The 18475-nt window shown below is 69.9% G+C and carries 16 protein-coding genes and 2 tRNA genes; 6 read left to right on the top strand and 12 right to left on the bottom strand.

The genetic code is table 11. From position 1 onward, the window contains the following. The first annotated feature begins 8 nt into the window (after nucleotides 1-8). Nucleotides 9-2372, top strand: coding sequence for a hypothetical protein (locus tag HS104_01890; GenBank protein ID MBE7478728.1), 2364 nt, complete (start codon nucleotides 9-11; stop codon nucleotides 2370-2372). Nucleotides 2373-2400: 28 nt separating this feature from the next. Continuing rightward, the gene (locus HS104_01885; protein MBE7478727.1) at nucleotides 2401-3396 is read left to right on the top strand and encodes a helix-turn-helix transcriptional regulator; all 996 of its coding nucleotides are present in this window, start codon (nucleotides 2401-2403) and stop codon (nucleotides 3394-3396) included. Nucleotides 3397-3666: 270 nt separating this feature from the next. On the opposite strand, the gene HS104_01880 is transcribed toward HS104_01885, so the two are convergent. Continuing rightward, nucleotides 3667-3930, bottom strand: a complete 264-nt coding sequence (locus HS104_01880; protein ID MBE7478726.1) for a helix-turn-helix transcriptional regulator — start codon at nucleotides 3928-3930, stop codon at nucleotides 3667-3669. Between the two features lie 171 nt (nucleotides 3931-4101). Here HS104_01880 and HS104_01875 point away from each other — a divergent pair, with 171 nt between their 5' ends. Both HS104_01875 and HS104_01870 read left to right on the top strand, forming a co-directional pair. Next, the gene (locus HS104_01875) at nucleotides 4102-4524 is read left to right on the top strand and encodes a helix-turn-helix transcriptional regulator (protein MBE7478725.1); all 423 of its coding nucleotides are present in this window, start codon (nucleotides 4102-4104) and stop codon (nucleotides 4522-4524) included. A gap of 53 nt (nucleotides 4525-4577) precedes the next feature. Further along, nucleotides 4578-4898 (top strand): helix-turn-helix transcriptional regulator, encoded by a 321-nt coding sequence (locus HS104_01870; GenBank protein MBE7478724.1) that lies wholly within the window; start codon nucleotides 4578-4580, stop codon nucleotides 4896-4898. 59 nt (nucleotides 4899-4957) lie between these two features. Here HS104_01870 and HS104_01865 read toward each other — a convergent pair whose 3' ends face one another. Both HS104_01865 and HS104_01860 read right to left on the bottom strand, forming a co-directional pair. Then, nucleotides 4958-5437, bottom strand: coding sequence for an SRPBCC family protein (locus tag HS104_01865; GenBank protein ID MBE7478723.1), 480 nt, complete (start codon nucleotides 5435-5437; stop codon nucleotides 4958-4960). 214 nt (nucleotides 5438-5651) lie between these two features. Then, nucleotides 5652-7295, bottom strand: coding sequence for a glycosyltransferase family 39 protein (locus tag HS104_01860; protein ID MBE7478722.1), 1644 nt, complete (start codon nucleotides 7293-7295; stop codon nucleotides 5652-5654). Between the two features lie 71 nt (nucleotides 7296-7366). Between HS104_01860 and HS104_01855 the strand changes: the two genes are divergently transcribed. Then, nucleotides 7367-7440 (top strand) — tRNA-Arg (locus tag HS104_01855). A gap of 128 nt (nucleotides 7441-7568) precedes the next feature. On the opposite strand, the gene HS104_01850 is transcribed toward HS104_01855, so the two are convergent. Then, nucleotides 7569-8879: a hypothetical protein gene (locus HS104_01850; GenBank protein MBE7478721.1), complete on the bottom strand. Its 1311-nt coding sequence runs from the start codon at nucleotides 8877-8879 to the stop codon at nucleotides 7569-7571. An 86-nt stretch (nucleotides 8880-8965) separates the two neighbouring features. Between HS104_01850 and HS104_01845 the strand changes: the two genes are divergently transcribed. Continuing rightward, nucleotides 8966-9038 (top strand) — tRNA-Lys (locus HS104_01845). Nucleotides 9039-9052: 14 nt separating this feature from the next. Here the strand turns inward: HS104_01845 and HS104_01840 are convergent. The 8 genes from HS104_01840 to HS104_01805 all read right to left on the bottom strand — a co-directional run bounded on the left by HS104_01840 (nucleotide 9053) and on the right by HS104_01805 (nucleotide 18436). Next, nucleotides 9053-9511 carry a hypothetical protein gene (locus HS104_01840; GenBank protein ID MBE7478720.1) on the bottom strand — a complete coding sequence of 153 codons (459 nt, stop codon included), beginning with the start codon at nucleotides 9509-9511 and terminating at the stop codon, nucleotides 9053-9055. A gap of 26 nt (nucleotides 9512-9537) precedes the next feature. After that, nucleotides 9538-10545 carry a hypothetical protein gene (locus HS104_01835; protein ID MBE7478719.1) on the bottom strand — a complete coding sequence of 336 codons (1008 nt, stop codon included), beginning with the start codon at nucleotides 10543-10545 and terminating at the stop codon, nucleotides 9538-9540. A 278-nt stretch (nucleotides 10546-10823) separates the two neighbouring features. Continuing rightward, on the bottom strand, nucleotides 10824-11597 hold the full coding sequence (locus HS104_01830) for a hypothetical protein (GenBank protein ID MBE7478718.1): 774 nt from the start codon (nucleotides 11595-11597) through the stop codon (nucleotides 10824-10826). Between the two features lie 286 nt (nucleotides 11598-11883). Then, complete coding sequence (locus tag HS104_01825) at nucleotides 11884-14385, bottom strand: penicillin acylase family protein (protein MBE7478717.1); 2502 nt, start codon at nucleotides 14383-14385, stop codon at nucleotides 11884-11886. A gap of 29 nt (nucleotides 14386-14414) precedes the next feature. Further along, entirely contained in the window at nucleotides 14415-15371 is a 957-nt protein-coding gene (locus tag HS104_01820) for a hypothetical protein (GenBank protein MBE7478716.1), read from the bottom strand. Next, nucleotides 15368-16114, bottom strand: a complete 747-nt coding sequence (locus tag HS104_01815; protein ID MBE7478715.1) for a hypothetical protein — start codon at nucleotides 16112-16114, stop codon at nucleotides 15368-15370. Before HS104_01815 ends, HS104_01820 begins: the two co-directional genes overlap by 4 nt. A gap of 18 nt (nucleotides 16115-16132) precedes the next feature. Further along, nucleotides 16133-17500, bottom strand: a complete 1368-nt coding sequence (locus tag HS104_01810; GenBank protein MBE7478714.1) for a serine/threonine protein kinase — start codon at nucleotides 17498-17500, stop codon at nucleotides 16133-16135. Between the two features lie 90 nt (nucleotides 17501-17590). Next, nucleotides 17591-18436, bottom strand: coding sequence for a hypothetical protein (locus tag HS104_01805; GenBank protein ID MBE7478713.1), 846 nt, complete (start codon nucleotides 18434-18436; stop codon nucleotides 17591-17593). Between the last annotated feature and the right edge of the window lie 39 nt (nucleotides 18437-18475).

Here is an 18475-nt window from a genome sequence, read left to right as displayed (position 1 = left end):
GCGCCAAGATGCGGGTCTTCGGGTCGGCGCGGCGAGCTCTGGCGGAGCTGTTCGTATGGCTCCTGCCGCTGGTCGTCGTCGCCGAGTGGGTGGGCACCACCTTCGGCGACACCGTCCTCGCCACGAGCGGTCTGCTCGCGCTGTTCGCCGGTGTGCTTTGGATCGCGCCGCCGGAGCCGGCGCCCTTCGCACCGCCGCGCTGGCTCACGTGGCTGGGGCGCGCGCTCGGGCTCTCCGCCATTGCCGCGGGCCTCTGGCTGATGGCGCGCTGGCTCCTGCCGCTGCTCGCGCCGAAGGAGTACCCGATGCCACCCATCGGGACGCTGCGGCAGCGTGAGCTCTTCATGTACGCGCCGGTGCTCGCGGCCTACCCGGTGGCGCTGGGCGGCCGGCTGCTCCGCGGGCGCTCGAGCGGGCGCGACGTGGAGCGCCTGGGGCTGCTGGTAGCCCTGGTGTTCCTCGCGCACCTGATGGGCAAGCAGCGCGTGCAGTCCCTCCCGGTGCTGCCCTACGCGCGGCCTGATCTGGACACGCTCACCTGGACCGCGGCCATCGTCCTGATCGCGCTCCTGTTCGTGCCGCGCGTCCCGCCGCTGGTGCGCCTCTTGGCGTTGCTCGGGGCGGGGCTCGGCTTGCGCTGGGTGGGGCTCGAGACCTGGAAGATCGATCCGGCCACCCGAGACATGCTGCCCCTGGTGAAGGACGCGCAGGACGCGTTCCTGTCCGGGCTGAACCCCTACGGCTTGCACCAGATGCAGCGCGGGAGCGTGGTGCCGCTGACCTACCTGCCAGGGATGTGGCTGGTCTGGTGCGTCCCGCGCTTCTTCGGCGCGCTCGACTTCCGCGTGATGGGCCTGGTCGCGGATGCTGCGGTGGTGCTCGGCTTGTTCTGGGTCGCGAGCGGTGTGCGCCCGGCGTGGCGCGAGCGGGCGCAGGGCGCGGCGGCGGCCTTCGGTGCGGTCTGGCTGTTCAGCCCCAGCATGGCGTGGAACGGCATCTACGCGGAGCCACACGCCTGGTGGCTGGTGCTCGCGCTCGTCTTGGCGTGCACGCTGCGCAAGAAGTGGTGGCTCGCAGCGTTCTTCCTCGGCGTCGCGCTCGCGACCCGGCACTTCGCCGCGGTGGTGGCGCCGTTCGTGCTGGTCGCACTGGTACGAGATCTCGGCCTCCGCGCGGCGCTGCCGAAGGTAGCCCTCACCGGCGTGGTCTCCGCGGCGCTGCTCGTGCCGTTCGTGGCACAGAACCCCGACGCCTTCTGGTTCGGCACCTTCCGTTGGTTGGTCGAGTACGGTCCGGTGCACCAGGACTGGTTCTGGGAGAAGTTCGGCTTCTCCGGTCCGCTCTACAAGGCCCAGGCCACCGCGTGGATGCCCCGGGCACAGCTCGTGCTCCCGCTCGTGCTGCTGGTCGTCGCGTTCTTCCTGCGCGGCGCCCGTCGCTACATCGCGCCCGCGGGCACCGCTTACGTGCTCCTGATCATGTTCAACGGCATCATCTGGGACAGCTTCTACCTGGGGTGCTCGCTGTTCGCGGCCTTCGCCGCCGCGGGAGGACACCAGCTCGAGCTCGCGCGGAAGCCGGCGATGCCGTCGAGGCGTGTGCTTCGCGTCGCGATCGTCGCGCTGGCTTCGTCCGGCGCCGCCGCAGCCTACGTGTCGTGGACGTTGATCGTGGCGCAGCGCGACGTCGGTCAGCGCGCCGCGCGCGAGCACGTGGCGCGCGCTCTTGCCCCCGGGGACGCTCTGGTGGATCGCGCGGAGTGGGACGTCGCGTTCGTGCGGCCGAAGGCGCTGCCCGCGGGCGCCGCGCGCGACGTGCTGGACCCCGCGCTCGGGCCGTTCGGTGCGCTGGGTCGCCCTCGGGCCTGGTTCGTGCTGCGAGCCGGGCGGGAGAACGAGCTCTTGCGTCAGCTCCGCGCCCTGGGCACGCCGCTCGAGGACCGGCGCTTCGGCTACTATCGCGTGCTCGGCGTGGCGGGGCTCGGAGTGAGCCACACGCTCTCGAGCCTCCCCGGCAGTGCACCCTCCCGGCCCTGTAGGGTCGGCGGCGCGGTACGGGGGATGGCGTGGCTGTCACCCGAACGGGGTAGGCCCGCCACGGTGGCCTGGCGCGGCGCGCTGGGGCGGAAGCTGGTGCTGGTCGGCGGCTTCGAGGACTCCGCCATGATCTGGGGGCGAAAGGCTGCCCGTGCCGAGCTGCGCGTGGATAGTGTGAGGGTCGGCGTGCTGCGGGTGCCGAACCTCCCGGGGGCTCGGTTCGAGGTGATCGAAACTTCCCGCCTGGCCCCGGGAGAGCACGACATCGAGCTCAGCGTCACCACCCGGGACACCAGCGCGCGACCGGTCTGCCTGGATGGATGGGCCCTCCACTAGCGTTTCAACCTGATACACTCGTCGAAGCGTGAGGGGCGACCGGATCTCAGTCCTAGAGGCGGCCTACCACTTGGGCGATCCCGAGCCCGAGTGGCTCGGGCGCGTGGTGGATTCGCTCAGCTCCTGCCTCGATCGAGGCTCGTCGCTGGTGGCCTATGGCTACGACTTCTCCGATCCCGCGCGACCACGCGTCGACCCGGTGATCGACCACGGCATGCCGCCGGGGTGGGCGGACGCGGCCTTGCCCGCTCACCTGGCGATGCCCCACGAGCAGCGCATGGTCATGTACCGCAGCGGACCCTGCACCACGACGCGGGCCGTGTTCGGCAAGCTGCGCGAGCGCTACGTGGTGTCCGACCGCATGCGTGCCGCCTTCGGAGTGCAGGACTTCCTGGTCATCACCGCCGCGAACCCCAACGACACGGGCTGTTCGGTGCTGGTGCCGGCGGCGGATCGCGTCGACATCACGCGTCGCGAAGCGCAGGCCTGGGCGCAGCTCGCCGCGCACGTCGCCGTCGGCCGTCGCCTACGCGCCAGCATCGCGAACGACGTCGCCACGTTGTCGGACCGCGGTGACGCCGTGCTCGAGCCAGGCGGAGAGCTGAAGCACGCGGTCGGCAGCGCGGCCGAAGGGCCCGCACGCGAAGCGCTGCGCCGTGCCGCGCGCGCCATCGATCGCGCGCGCAGCGGGCTTCGTCGCCGCGACGCCGACGAGGCAATGGCGCTGTGGCAGGGTCTGGTGTCCGGTCAGTGGACTCTGGTGGACCACTTCGACTCGGACGGGCGGCGCTTCGTCGTGGCTGTGCGCAACGTGCCGGAGACGCGTACCTCGCCCGGCCTCTCGGAGCTCGAGCGTTGCGTGCTCGGCTACGTGGCTCTGGGGCACCCCTACAAGCTCGTGGCCTACGAGCTTGGAGTCAGCGTCTCGACCGTTTCCGCCGCCGTTGCCGCCATCTGCAAGAAGCTCGGGGTGGCCGGGCGGGTCGAGCTCGCCGGCTTGCTCGGGCAACGGCTCGCTGGCTAGGGGGTGTCCCTATTCGCGCTCCGCTGGCCAACGCCACGCGACTCTTCCGTTCGGTCGAAACGGCCGGCGCCGGTCCACCCCGTCGGGTATCCCCCTCCGGGGACTTCCAAGGGTCGTCGCGCAACGCGTCCCGCCGGCATTCGCACTCGCCTCTCAGTGGCGGAACGTGATCTGATCATGGCAAGACTGCTCGAGTGATCCCGGGGCTCGGCTCACCGCCGAGCGGCTCGCATCGAGCCGCCTTGTCGCCCACCGAACTAGGGACGCCCCCTAGCGCTTCTTCCGCGCCGATCCGAGCTTGGCTGCCAGCTCGGTGCGGCTGGACACTCCCAGCTTCCTGAAAATGGACGCGACCTGATTGGCGACGGTGCGCACGGCGACGCCGCGTCGTTCGGCGATCTCGGCGTTGGTTGCCCCGTGCAGCAGCGCGAGCGTCACGTCGCGCTCCGCCGGGCTGAGCGTTTCGGGAATTCGGAGCTGGTCGGTTGGAAAGCTCAACACCGCGACGTCGCGACCGCCGAGCGCGAAGCGCACCGCGCGCAGCCCGGGAGGTGGAGCGATCTCCGGCGCGCGTCGTGGTGGCTCTTTGCGGCGGCGTCCCATTGGAAGGGGCGCTGACCATACTTGCGAACGTGACCCGTCGCGCACTTCGAAAAAATGACTATGGAGACGCAGGCGGGGGCGCTGGTATTGGGGAGGGGGAAGATGGTGCGCGTTCCGCAGCCCGGTAACGGGCCTGGGGGAGGATCGCTCGGAGATGTAGCGCTGGCTGCGGATCGTGCGAGCTCGGATGCCGACACCGAGGCCTGCGACAAAGCTTGGCGCGACCTGGTGTCGGGCCGGCTGCGGATCATCCAGCGTTTCGACAAGGACGGCCGCAGGTACGTCGTGGCTCGTCGCAGCAAGGGCACGAAGCTCCGGGGAGTCCAGCTCACCGAGCGGGAGCTGTCGGTGGTCGAGCGCCGCGTGCGGGGCGCCCCCTTGAAGGACATCGCCGCCGCGCTGGGCGTCAGCATCTCGACGGTCGCCAAGTCGCTCAAGCGGGCCCTCGGCAAGCTGGGCCTCGAGAACCAGGCGGAGCTGATCGCCGTGCTCGGGGCGAGCCGGGGCACGATGCCGAAGAAATGACCATTTTGCTCGGGGACACCCGGCGTTAGGCTGAAAGATCTCGAGGGGAAAACATGAGGGAGTGGAAACAGATCGGGTTGGCACCAGAGGTCGCGGAGTTGCGGGCTCCGCTCGGGCTCCGGGCGTCGAGCTTCAGTCTCGGAGACGAGGAGTACCTGGTGCTCTCGTACCCGGCGCCGCAGCACGGACTGCCCAAGACGCTCACCGCGACCGAGCGTGAGGTCGCGCGGGGCTTGCTCGGCGGCCTCACCAACAACCAGATCGCTCGTGAGCGCGGCGTCGCCGTGCGCACGGTGGCCAATCAGGTGGCTGCGGTGCTCAAGAAGACTGGGGTCAGCTCGCGGATCGAGCTGGTGCGCAAGCTCGCGACTTGAGCGACGCGCGGGCGCGCCCCGAGCGCGGGCTCACGCTCGGGGCGGCGCGCAGATCCGACTCACCGGGGGCTGACGTGCTGCGCGGCCTTGGGCACCACCGCCTTCATGCCGAGCTCCATGCGATTCTTGAGGTTCTCGAGCAACGTCTCGGCCTCGCGCTCGTTGATCTTGGTGAGGAACGGCTCCGCCAGCTTGTCGAGCAGGCGGCTCGGCAGCGTGTAGTCGACGTCGAGGATCAGCTTCGTGTTGCCGTTCTCGCCGGAGTAAGCCCAGAAGAACGTGCTCGGAATGCCCTTGTCGTTCTTGACCACGACGCGCTGATACTGGATCACCTCGCTGGTGGCCGCGTGTCCTTTGAAGTGGATGCCGCCCATCTTGTACACCCAGTCGAAGCTGTGTGAGCCATCCGCGGAGCGCGCGACGTGGCTGACCTCCACCATGCTCGGCCAGATTTCCAGCAGGTTCTCGGGCTGGGTCATGAAGTCGTAGACCTGGTTGAGCGGCGCGCGAATGCTGATGGACTTTCGGATCTTTGCCATGACGAATCCCTCGCTTGGTACGAGCCCCCCACGGGGCCGGGCCCAAGAGGCAATTCGAGTGCCGCCGGCGAACCGTGCGAGATCACGTCGCACCGGCGCGCACGATCCCGCAGCGAGTGCGGCACGAACGAATCGTCACGCACCCGCTGCACGCTCGCGCGCGCGTGGCCCGAGATGGTGCAGAGCGCGACACGTTGGCGCGAAATGCTTCGGCTCAATCGCCGCTTCGCCGCTCGTACACGTCGAAGTCTTCGATGCTCGTCACCAGACGAAAATCCGCCTCGACGATGCGCGCCAGCTCCGGGAAGTGGAGCAGCGCCTCGGCGGAGTCGTATTCGTCACCGGTCACCCAGCTGAAGCGATCCCCGCGCTGCGTGACGAGCAGCGCGGGCGGGTTCGCGGTGAGCTCCGCGATCAGCTCCTTTCTGGCACGCTCGCGTCCCCAGGACACCCGCTGCGGGACGTCGTAGATGTACCGCGTCGACGCAGCCCGATCGGCCATCCAGTACACGCCGGGCTCGAATCCCCAGATGAAGATCTTCGCGTCGGGCTGCGTGCGCCGCTGCACCTCCAGCGCGACCTGCCTGCTGGCGTCCAGGTTGTAGTCCGCGACCCGGTAGAGCTCCTTGTCCAAGAGCTCGCGCGAGTGGATCGGCCCCATGCGCAAGAGATAGCCGGTGCGCAGCGTGGCTCTGTCCCAAAAACTGCCGAGATCGCGCACCGCGATGCGCATGCTGATGGCGACGCCCACGAAGGCCACGAAGGCCAGAACGCCGCTCGCTCCGGCAGCCAAGGTCCGCCGCCAGAGCTTGTACAGGCCGAGCCCGCCGAGCAGGGCGAGCAGCGGCAGCGACGCCGCGTAGTGGTACTGGAAGAACTTGCCCTGCATCGCGATCCCCGCCAGGTGGATCGCCATCACGCCGAGGATCAAGAACGAGCCTCGCCGCTCGGTCTCGTGCATGGGGCGGATCACGATCGCCGCGATGAAGCCGAGCGCTGCCAAAGCTGAGAAGCGGAAGAACAGCTCCTCCAGTCCCCAGTAGAACATCTCCGGCGCGCTGCGGTTGGTCCAGCCGAGCTTGGTGTACCCCGGTGTGAACTCGAACAGCGTCCAGTAGAGCGCGTCCCACGCGCCGCGCGCCTTGAACCAGAGCCCACACGCCGCGATGGGCACCAGGCTCCCGAGCGCGACCACGACGAAGGGCAAGAGCGCCGCCTGCCATTTCGCCTTTTGGCCCCACTCGTCGCGCGCGAGATACGCAGCGCACGCAATGGCGCCGCCGCCGAGCGGCGGCTTCAGCAGGAACGCGCAGCCGAGCAGCGCGCCGATGGCCGCCCAGCGCCAGAGCCTGCGACTGCGCTTGCCCTCTCGCGTGGTCAGGACCAGCGCCCACACGGTCAGAAAGCCGCCAAAGGTCTCCGGCTGCCCGGTGTGCCAGAACTCGAGCTGGGCGTGGATCAGCGCTGCCACGGCGCCGCCGACCAGCCCGACACGCTTCACGCCGAAGAAGGTCTCCGACAGCCGCATGAACCCGACGATCATGCCGATGAGCCCGGCCACCTCCAGCAGGCGGGGAGCCAGCATGGTCTTGCCGAACAGCGCCTGGGCCAGGGCGTAGACCAGGAAGATGCCCGGCGGCTTGAAGTCCCACACGTCGCGGTAGGGCATCTGCCCGCGCAGGATGCCGTCGGCAACCGTGGCGTAGATGCCCTGGTCGCGCCCGAACGAGAAGAGCAGGATCTGCGCCGCGGACAGCGCGATCACCGTCCACGAAGCCACCACCAGCCAGCCGTCGGGGTCCACCACACGCTCGGGCTGGATCGCCTCCGCGGGCGGCGGCACCGAGGTGCTGGGCATGCGCCGCCGACCGTAGAACAACGCGCACGGCTTGACGAGAGCCGCCGGGCGCGGGATGAGAAGGGCCGAAAGCGCCCCTAGCTCAGCTGGATAGAGCTTCGGACTTCGGATCCGATGGTCGGGGGTTCGAATCCCTCGGGGCGCGCTGATTGCTCACGCAATCATCGCTTCCCGAGGTCTTCGGGCACTTCGCCCTCGCCTTCGGCTCGGGCTCCGGGCACGAATCCCCAGGTCGAGCCAAGCTGGTGGGTCGTTCGCGGGGCGCGCCAACTGCTATCGCAGTTGTCGAGCCCCGAGGTCTTCGGGCACGTCGCCCTCGCCTTCGGCTCGGGCTCCGGGCACGAATCCCCAGGTCGAGCCAAGCTGGTGGGTCGTTCGCGGGGCGCGCTGATTGCGGAGCAGGGCCGCGAGGCAGGGGCGGGCCAGGTGCTCGATGACGGCGGCCCGCGTGCCGGACCCGGGCGCGAGCCCGTCGAGCTGGGCTTGGAGAGCGCGGCGCACGCCGTCCCCGCCTGCGTCGAGCGCCCACGCCAGCGTGCGCCACGCGAGCTCCGCGTGGCGCTCCTCGTCCTCGGCGATGCGAGCCAGCACCGCGCCGAGAACCGGCTGCGTCTCACGCGCCGCCATCTCTCGCGCCACGACGGCGCCGGTGGTCTCCTCGACGCAGCCCTCGTGGAACGTCGCCAGCGCGAAGCTCACGAAGTCGGACTCGACCGTCGCCGGCAGTGCGAGCGCGCCCGGGCCCACATTCCCTGCGCCCGCCGCCCGGGCGACGCCGAATGCCAGCCGTGCGTGATCGACCTCGTCGAGCCCCGCGCGCTGCGTGTCCCGCACGAGCTCCGGCGGCGCCCCGAGCGCGAGCAGCTCCAGCGTCACGCGCGCAAACGTCGCCACCGACGAGTGCTCGAGCTGTCCGATGCGCGTCCAAAGCTCCGCGTCGGCCTCCACGCCCGCGAGCTCCGCGCACCATTCCTCGCGCGCGGACGCAACCGCCGTCACCAGCTCCGCGCCCACGCGGAGCGGACGCCCGACGTACGGTGGCACGCACTGCCGCGGCAAGTCGTAGCAGCAGGCGTCCTTGTGGGTGGCACGCTCTCGCAGCGACACGTTCTTGTGCAAGTCGGCGGTGCATAGCAGGCCGAAGTCGTTGCAGCCCGCGGGCGTGCACGGACACTTGACCTCGATGGCCGAGGGGCACTTCAGCGCGCCCACGCTGGCGTTCGGCGCGCCGATGACCGTGCTGGACGGGACACACTGCACGCTGCCGTGCGTGCACCACTTCTCGGCGCCCGGCGGCAGCTTGTAGCTCGCGTGCCACGCGCCTTTCTGCACGGGCGGCTGCTTCTCCGGAGGCGGCGGCGGCGGAGGCGGCGGAGGCGGTGGCGGTGGCGGTGGCAGCTCGGCGCTGCTGGCGATCACGAGCGGCGCCGAGGCGTCCGCCGCCGGAGGTTCGGGCTCCGGCGCGGCGGTCACCACCGGGTCGGGCGGCGGTGGCTCCGGCGCCTCCGGCTGTGGGCTCGGCGCGCACGCGGCAGGAAGCCCGAGGGTCAGGAGAATGCGTGACCGCAGCCGAAAAACGCTCATGCGTTCATGCTAGCCGAGCGTGCTTGACGTGGAAGACCACCGTGGTAATAGCGGGCCTCCCTGACCGCGGAAACGCGAGCCAGGATGGGTCATTAGCTCAATTGGTAGAGCAGCGGACTCTTAATCCGTTGGCTGAAGGTTCAAGTCCTTCATGACCCACAAGGCCTTCGCCATCACGATGCGTCGCGCTTGCCGCCGAGGTTGAGCTGACGCGGTTCGTCGGCCTCGTCGGCCTCCGAGCTGTCCGCCTGCAGCACCTGGCTGACGACTCGCTCGGTCACCTCTTCGAGGTAGCTTCGAAGCGTGTCGTTGAGCTGGGTGTACTCGGGCCACAGCGTCTCGTCGACGAAACGGCGCGGCACCTTCAGCATGACGGTCGTGTAGCGCTGGCCGCGTCGCCGGTAGGGAGTGAGCTCGTAGCGACGGCACAACGCGAGGAACACCCGACGGGACCACGTGTCGGCCAGGGTGAACTTGTAGTCGACGGGGGGATCGAGCGCGCGGACCTCGGCGAGACGCTCGAGGATGCGCCGCCGTGCCTCCGCGGCCGCGCCGCGCTCGCCGTCGGAGGTCGTACCCGCGAAGAGCGCCTCTATCTTCGCGAGCTTCTCGAGGAGGTGGGATTCGTCCATGTGCGGTTGCTCATCCAGCCGAGAGACTACCGCAACCCGGCGTCGAGCGACGGGAGCTCGGGCTCCACCAGCGCGAGCGTCGCGTGCTCCGGCGAAACGCCGAGGAAGACCGCGCGACCATGCGCGAACGTCACGAGGCGTCGGTGCTGGACGGGGACCGGTGCGTAGTCGGGTTGCTCTTCGCGGACGCGGAAGACACGGTTCGCGACTCCGTCCGGTGCGTACCAGGTGCCGTCGCCCAAGAACGCGGCTCCGGTATCTGGGTCGATGACAATCGGGAGGTCCATCTCCTCCGGCGCGCTCACCGGACCCGGAGAGATCGAGGCGGAATCGACGAACCCTCTCCAAATCGGTGCTCCGTCCTCGGCACGCGACATGCGGAGCTCACCGCGGGTGTTCCACGCGATGCGTGCGGCGGTTGCGTCGAAGCGGGGGAAGGCGCCCATGTTGATCGCGGACTCTCGTGCGTCCGCCTGGAGTCCGGGAGTCGGAACTGGGTAGCGAGAGACGACGCGCCGAAGGTCGCGGCTGAGCGCCACCACTTGGTAGTCGCTGAGCCCGCCCGAGACCGCCCACACGGTGGAGCCGATCACGCGCACGTCAGCGAGCGGAGTCCTGAAGCCCACGCACAGCGCCAGCTTGCGCCCGAGCGTCGTTCGTCCGACGACCTTGCCGCTGGGAACGTCGAAGCTAACGACGTGGTGCTCTCCCCGCGTGCAGTACGAGAGCGCTAGCGTCTCGCCCAATCCGTGAAGAGAGAGCCTCCTGGCATCCACGCTCGGGACGTGGATCACCCTGTGGTGCTTCTTCACGAAGTCGGGGCCCAAGATCCAGAGCTCGATGGGTGACGGATCTTCGTAGCCGGTGGTCGCGTAGGCGAAGCCGGTGCCGGTGCGCGTGAGCGCTCGAGTGTTGCCGACCTGAATCCCGCTCCCGGGGTCGAAGGGGTGAGTCGCTTCGCGGAGCACGCGAGAGCTCGCCGGATCCCATTCGATGAGCACGAATCCGCTCTCGCCGGACCTCGCGAGGATCAACGTACCCTTCGGGAATTCAGCCGAGGGGGAAGCCCCAGCCGCTACGTCCACCGCGTGAAAGGGGAGCTCGGTGACCGTGACCCGGCTGGATGTGGGGTCGATGCGAACGCGGGCAGGGGAGGGCTCGATGGGCGCGGAGCTGCTCGCGGTGGGGAGCGCCGTGGTCGGGGGTGGCGCCGAGTGGGTCGAAGGCGCCGGCAGCTCTCGGCGAGAGCACGCGAAGAGTGCAAGCGACAGGCCGACCGCGATCGCATGCCAGGTGGCCGTACGGTGAGCCATCACACCCCGAAGAGTCCCACGATCGTGTGGTCGTATGCGCCCTTCTTCGACTCGGTGAAAGCCCCTCCGCGCAGACCGTCGAAGTAGCCCCAGGTCTTGGTGCTCTCGTTGAACAGCCAGATCTCCCGGGCGACTCCGCCGAGCGGAGCTCTCCCGCCAGCTCCCCACGACGAGTCCACTTCGAACACGTGAACGGGCCCGCCCTGCAAGAACCCGGCGGGCACCGCCGGGCGTCCGGGGAACGACGGAGGCGGAGCACCGGCGGGGAGCGCGCGATGAGAGTACACGGCGACCTTGTGTCCCGGGCTTCCGCCAAGCACGATCAAGTCGCCGGGGCCCGCCTTGCGAAGGTCCTTGCTCTTGTTCGGCGCCGGGATGCCCTCTTGGAGCCCCAACTTCCTCGGGGCTCCCCGCGCCGCCGCATGCGCCTGGTAGGCGAAGCCTGAGCAGTCTAGTCCGATACCGAAGTCGAACATCAGCTGGCGGACGCGGTCGCGTGAGCTTCCGCCGGAGATCGCGGCTAGGTGCCCGCGGTCGATCAGCGCCTGCGTCACCCGCTGGATCTCCTCGGGCGTGCCCTTGCCGTTTGCGATCACGTCGAGGCGCGGCCCGAGCTCACGGATCAACTCGCGCGGGAGCGCCTTTTTCAAGGCTGCTGCGGCTCGTTCGGACGTCGGCCCATATCCGCCCTGCATCCTGAACGCCGGCGTGACGCGGACGTCGTGCCCGTCGACGCGGTAGGCCGCGTTCGCGGCAGAGAAGAACAGGTCCATGCGCTTCTGCCCATCAGAGCGGACGTCCGGAGCCTGTACAGAAGTGGATTGCTCTGCACGTAGCCGCTTCGCCTGCGCAAGCGCTTGGTCACGCGCGGCGAGCAGAGCCTGCGTGCCCTTCGACATTTCCCGGGGCCGGCCGGACGGTCCCGCAGCTCTTCGGTCCGGGATCGTGTTCTCGTCCGCGGAGATCCGGTCGGCGCGGGCGCGGCTGGCGATGGCGGGGACTGACATTCGGGGCGCCCATCGGCATGCAGGCGCTCCGGGTTGCCAGAAAAGTCATGCGTCACCTGAGCTCCAGCCGGCTCTCCACGTGGGCGTCCACGTCGGCGCGCGTGAAGCGCATGTCGCGATAGGTGCCCTCGACCCAGGACTCGGAGAGGTCCTTGGAGTGCGGGCTGCTCGGGTCGGCGATGTTGCCGAGAGGAGCGTTGAACTGCATGCGCGGGCGGCCGCCGGCGTCGAACTCCACCGCGAGCCGCAGGATGGGGCCCATGCTGGAGCGCCAGCGGGGCGCGAGGGTGGCGCCGTTTGCCCAGGAGTGCGGCGCGACGTTGACGCTAGTCTCGCCGCCGTCGCTCGGGTGCTCGCCCCATTCGAAGCCGGCGCCGAGCGCGTCCTCGAACACCGACACGTGCAGGTCGCCGTAGCTGTAGCCGCTGGGATCCACGCTGCCGAAGCGTGGCTCCAGGAACTCCGTGGCCGTGCGCAAGAGGGCGGTCAGCAAGACCGCGTCGCGGCTGGGCTGGAGCACGCTCGCGGCGATCGGGAAGTCGTCGCGCAGCGCCTGGAGCGCCAGCTTCAGGAGCACGATCTTCTCCAGATCGAGCACCGCGCCGTAGAGCAGCGAGAGGTCGTCCTGGAGCGCCGTGGCCATCACGAAGTGCGCGAAGGCCGTGAACACCACGGCGCCGGGCGAGTCCCGCGTGGAGCGACGATCCCATTTGGCGAGCACGTCCATCAGCGTCACGAGCCGCGGATCGTCGTGGTACTTCTCGAGCTCCGCGTTCGTCGCGGCCGCCGCGAACGCCTGCTCGAGCAGCGGGAGCAGGTCGTCCGCGAGGTTCTCCCGGGTGTCGAGCTGGAGCGCTTGGAGATCCGCGAGCGACACGTTCCCCTGCTTGGTCAGGCGCGTGAGCTCGTCGCTCAGGCGCTTCGCGCGCCAGCCCGGGTCGAAGAGCGCGCCGTAGTACCAGGGGTCGTCGTCGACGCGGCCGTTGGCGGTGAACCCGAAGGGGTCGTTATTGGCGGTGGCGAGCCAGCCGCGGGTTGCCGCGCGACCGCGAGGCAGCTGGCTCCTCGGCAACACGGCGTCCGTCCAGAGCGCGCTCGGATCCGAGCCGTCCATCACCTTCCAGGGCGGGTGTTTCGCCGGGTCGCGCACGGGGACCTCCACTCCGACCCGGTAGGTGATGCCCTTGGCGTCGGCGGCCAGCATGTTGAAGTTCAAGCCGGTCTGCAAATCCACCGCGGCGTCGAGCTCGTCGATGGAGCGGGCGCGATTCAGGCCGAGCAGACGGGACGCGCCGCGGTCGTCGTAGCCGGTCCAGCGCAAGAGCAGCGCCTTGCCGGGAGCGGCCACCGGGAGCGGCGCGATGTCGTTCGGCAAAATCACGCCGAAGCCCGGCACGTCCCGGACCTCGATCACCACCGGATCGCCGCTGCCCACCGGCTGCCCGGGGTCGCGCAGGCCGATGCTCTCTTCTCGAACGCGCAAGGCGATCGCCTCGCCGCCGATGACCACCGTGCTGTCGTCGGGCATGGGCACCTCCCACACGTCCATCACGTCGGCGAAGGCGGTGGTGGGCGACCAGGCCAGCGCGTCGGTGTGGCCGATGGAGACGCCGGGCAGGAACGGGAACGAGAAGCCAGCCACGTCGAAGCTGCCGCCGCGGTCCTTGCTGTTGATGTGCAGCGCGTAGAAGAGGCCCGGGAAGCCGAAGGGAAGGTGAGGATCCCCCGCGAGTTTCGGCCGTCCGTTGTCGGTGAAGCGCCCGTCCACTGCGAAGTTGTTGCTGCCGCCGACGCGCAGCGAGCACAGGCTCCGCCACAGGCGCGACGCACGCGGGGTCTGCTCGAGTCGAGCGCGAGGCACGGCAGGAGCGGGCTGGTCCGGGGCGGCGCCCGAGCCCCCCACCTCCGGCATGTCCTCCGGCGGGACGCCGAACACCGGGTGGGCAGGCAGCGAGAGCGGCACCTTCGGCACGAGCGCCGGCAGGAGCTTCTCCGCCAGGGTCACGAAGATCTCGAACTCGAGCGAGAGGTCGTTGCCGAAGCCGACCATCTTCGCCATCACCAGGACGTCCTTGGCTTCCCACGGCTCCGGCTCGAGCCCGAGCTCGGCGAAGCCGAAGGGCGCGGGCACCGCGCCGCTCCGCACCTCGTCGATGCGGCGGTTCACGCCGGCGACCCAGGCGGTCATGATCCCCCACTCCTCGGGGTTGCCCGCCTTGGTGCGCTCCGCCGCCTGCGCGCCGTGTCCGCTCCAGTCGATCAATCGGGCGAGCTCGTCGTCCCCCAGGCGCTCGACCCCGAACACCTCCGCCGAGCGCCCGTAGGCGCGGCGCCTGGCCAGCTCGATCTGGAGCAGGCGATGGCTGGCGATCATGTAGCCGGCGCCGTAGAACGCGTCGCGATCCGTCGCGCCGTAGACGTGGGGCACGCCGTTGTCGTCCATGACGACCTCGACGGGTTGTGAGGGGAGCGGTCCCTCGCCGAGCACGCGCTCGTCCGTGCCGCAGCCGGAGAGCAGCGCGAGGAGCCCGAGCCCCGCCGTCGTCGAGCGCATGGCTCAGGGTAGCAGACTCAGCCCGACCCCTAGAACCTGCCGAGCCAAGCCGCGCCCGCCGAGCGCGGCCCGACACGTGGAGCGATGGCGGTCTCTCCGCCCGGGCCGCTCGTCAGCACCAGGTAGGCGCCGAGCCCCGTGCCGACGACGCCGACACCGAACGCGACCGCGTTGATGGTGAGGAGGGTGCGGCTGCCGTCGACGAGATCGCGGCCCTCGGCGTTGCAGCGTTTCTCGGGACAGTTGTCCTCGATCTTGCCGTCGCGCGACAGGATCAGGGCGCCGGTGACCGCGGCGGTGGCGAGACCCGCGACGCCGATGCCGCCGATCACGTAGCCCAGGGTTGGGCTTCGTTCCGCCGGGCGTACGGCGCCGGGTTTCGGCATGGGCGCAGCGACCGCGCTTGCGCTGAAGTCCAGAGTCACCGTCTCGTGATCCCCTTCGGCGAGCTCGATTTGGGCGGCCCGCTGCTCTCCACGCGACGCAGCTTCGATCTGATGCGGTCCGGGATCGAGTCGGTGCGGCGCGCCGAGGGCCGAGGCGGCGACGGGCTTGCCGTCCACCCGCAGGACGGCATCGGAGCTCGCTCCTCGCATGCGGACCGTGACGCTGGGGACACGAGCATCGAGGCCCTTCAGCAGCGCCGCGGCGGCGTTCCGCGCGCTGGTCAGCGCGGGCGACTCGCCCGGCGCCGCTGGGATCGCAGCGACCTCGGCGGCCACCTCTCGGGCTTCGACCAGGCGCCCCAGCTTCTCGAGCACGCGGGCGACCTCGATGCCCGTAGTCGTCACCTTCATCAGCGTGTGGGCCTCGCGATACTTGGCGAGGGCGTCGGACAGTTGTTGCTTTTCGACCAAAGCGTCGCCCTGATCCATCAGGGCGCGGGCGCGGACCTTGTCGGCTTCGCTCGGCGCTGCGAACGTCGGTGGCGCGAGGAGCAGCGCCGTCAGCAAGCAGAAGCTGGAAACGACCGGAGCGAACCTCATAGGTGGCCCTTGTCCTGCTCGCACAACGAGAGGTAGCTCGCGCAAGGGTTCTTCCCCTGAAGGCACTGCGAGCAGGTCGAGGACGGTGGCCCGGAGGAGTAGCAACTCGTGTTCCCTCCGGCGCACAGGTCTCCGGAGCCGGAGCAAGCAGACTGGCACGTCGAGGCCGAGCAGCAGTTCTGCACGAGGTTCGTCCACTGCGCGCAACCCGTGGCGCCAGGGCAGAGCAACGGGACCTGCACGTCGGTGAGCCATTCGCCGCAGGTCCTGCAATCCACGCACTGGTCACCGGAGCACATGAAGCTGTCAGCGCAGTCACTCGTTTGCACGCACTTGGTCCGGCAGGCGTTGGTGGCTGGATCGCAGGTGTAGGGGCTGCAGTCGCTGGTGCTCGAAACGCAGACCCCCGAAGGGTTGCAGGTCTTCTGCGTGGAGATGCCGAGCACGCAGCTGTGCCCGCACGGCGAGCCGCTGGGCTTGTTCACCTTCCCACAGCTGCAGGACCAATCGAAGCAATCCCCAGCTGGTCCGCACGCGCTGGTGTCGCAGCCGCCCACGCCGCCGCCGCCGCCTGGCGCGCCGCCGCCGCTCGTAGCGCCGCCGGCACCGCCTTCGACGGCGGCGTCGCCTCCGGAGGAGCCGCCTGACGTGTCGTAGTCGTCGTAGTCGAACGCGACGAAACAGCTCGTGATCGCCGCGCCAGCGAGCGAAGCCGCCAGGGCCTTCCAGGGTGGCCGTGTCATGCGCGCGCGTCCTTCAACCTAGAATCCCCGGTCTTTCTTGGGTCGAGGTGGCACCGGGAGCCTTGGCTTGGCCACGGCAGGCTTGGGCGCGGACGGTGCCGCCGAGGCCGACGGGGCGGGGTCGGGAGCCGTCTCGGGGACCTGCACGAACGGCGTGACGGTCGGCTGAGGCTCCGTCAGCGCGGGGGATCCAGGAGCCGGCTCCGTCTGGCCTTGACTCGCGACGTCGGCCGCGGGCGCCCCGTTGCGCAACGCGAACGCCAAGCCGATCCCGAAGACCGCCAGGAGCAACACGGCCGCCGAGGCAATCCCCCAGACTACCGGAGTGCGGGAGCGGTCGAGCCTCTGGCTCACGGTCGCCGTCATGTGCGTGCCCGACAGCGCGGCGACCGGCGCTTGCTCCGGCGGAGACGGCACTCCGTGCAACTCGAGCAGCGGTGTGCTCACGCGCACGGTCGGGCAGTTGTCGACGCAGTCCAGCTTCGCGGCGGGACACGGCGCCACGTCGGTCTCGGCCTCACCGAATTCCTCCTTGCCGGCGCTGCGACCGGTGGTGAGCGCGAAGGTCTCTGCCATCTCCTTGGCGGTCTGGAACCGCGCGCTCAGATCCTTGACCAGGGCGCGTTGGAACCAGGCGTCCACCGCGCCGGGGATCCCGGGACGCGCGGCGCTCGGCGGCTCGTAGGTCCCCTCATTGATGGCGATGGCCAGCGCGCCTACCGTTTCGCCGACGAATGGCAGCTTGCCGGTCATCGCCTGGTACGCGACGACGCCGAGCGACCAGAGATCCGAGCGAGGATCGACGGTCTTGGCGCTCACCACCTGCTCGGGGCTCATGTAGTAAGGCGAACCGAGCGCGACGCCGGTGGAGGTCATGCTGAGCTCGCTGTCACCACGGCGCTTCGCGATGCCGAAGTCGAGCACCTTGATCAGCCGTTCGCCCTGATCCTCGGAGATGAACACGTTCTCCGGCTTGATGTCACGGTGCACGATGCCCAGCGCGTGCGCGCGGGAAAGCGCCTTGCACACCTGTGTGATCACGTCGCCGACGAACGCGACCGGCAGCGGGCCGGCGCGCTGGATGCGATGGGCGAGGTCCTCGCCCTCGAGCAGCTCCATGACGATGAACGGACAGCCCTCCTGGACCCCGTAGTCGAGGATCTGCACCGCGTGTGGGCACTTCATCTTCGCCGCCGCGGCCGCCTCCTGGCGAAAGCGGGCGACCGCCTCGGGGATCGCTGCGTGCTCGGCGGCGATCAGCTTCACCGCGACCTGCGTGTCGAGGCCCAGGTGATCGGCCAGCCAGACGTGCCCCATCCCTCCCGAGCCCAGGAGGCGAACGAGCCGAACCTTGTCGGCGATCAGCGAGCCCGCTCCTAGCGACATCCCACTCCGAGCCGGATCATAGCCCGAGGTGATGGAAATCAAGCCCGACCTGGGAGGTAGGGGTCGGCACCACACCAGCCCACAACGAGACTAGCTCGCGTCCCCCCGCCAGATCCCCGACTCGCCCCCGAGCCATACCTCGCTCGCGCTCCTGCCGGTGACCACGCGCACCTTCTCAGGCGCGCCTTCGACCCGGCTCCAAATCTCACCGTCGTAGTGCGCTGCGCCGCCGTCGCCGGCGAGCCAGACATCGCTCGCGCTCGTCGCCCACAGGACGCGCGGTCCGGCGACGGGCGAGGTGTGCGCCGACCAGGCCTCGCCGTCGAAGTGGTGAACGAGGCTCGGCTCGGTCTCCGCCAGCCAGATGTCTCCGTCGCCGATCGCCCACAGGTGCGCGGCGCGGGAGAACGTCGGCTTCACGTCGAGAGCGCGCCAACCGTCCTTGTCGTGCAGGCGATGTACGCCCGCGCGGTCGTAGGCCCAGGCCACGCCGTTGCACAGCTCGACGCGGGGTTGCCCCGGCGGCGGCGACAGCATGGTCCAGCCGGTTCGGCGCTTGACGATGCAGAGCTTGTCCGGCGCGCACACCACCTCGGGATCGTCGTAGCCGAGCACGCCGAAGAGCGGCGCCATGGGCACGCTGCCCAGCTTGCCGATCTCGCTGGCGCCGCGTTCCCAGGCGCCTTTGCGGAAGCGCGCATACACGCCCCGTCGCTCGTGTGGCGTGGGGACGAACCCCATCAGGCGCGGCAGGTCGTCGCGGCCGAAGTAGATCTGCACTTCGGGTGTGGCGGCGGGCGGTGGCGGGAGCTTGCGAAGGCCCTTGCCCTCGTCGAGCCAGGCGTCCGCCCCCAGCGCGGCGACGCGGCCCTTCGCGCCGAGCGCCAGGGAGTGCACCGGCGCCTCGAGCACGCGGCGGAACGCCAAGAGCTTCACGCTGGGACCAGCTGTAGGCGGTGCGGGCGCGGGCTCGGC

The sequence above is a fragment of the Polyangiaceae bacterium genome (assembly GCA_015075635.1).
Classification (GTDB): Bacteria; Myxococcota_A; Polyangia; order Polyangiales; family Polyangiaceae; genus JADJKB01.
This window is presented reverse-complemented; position numbering and strand designations above follow the sequence as displayed.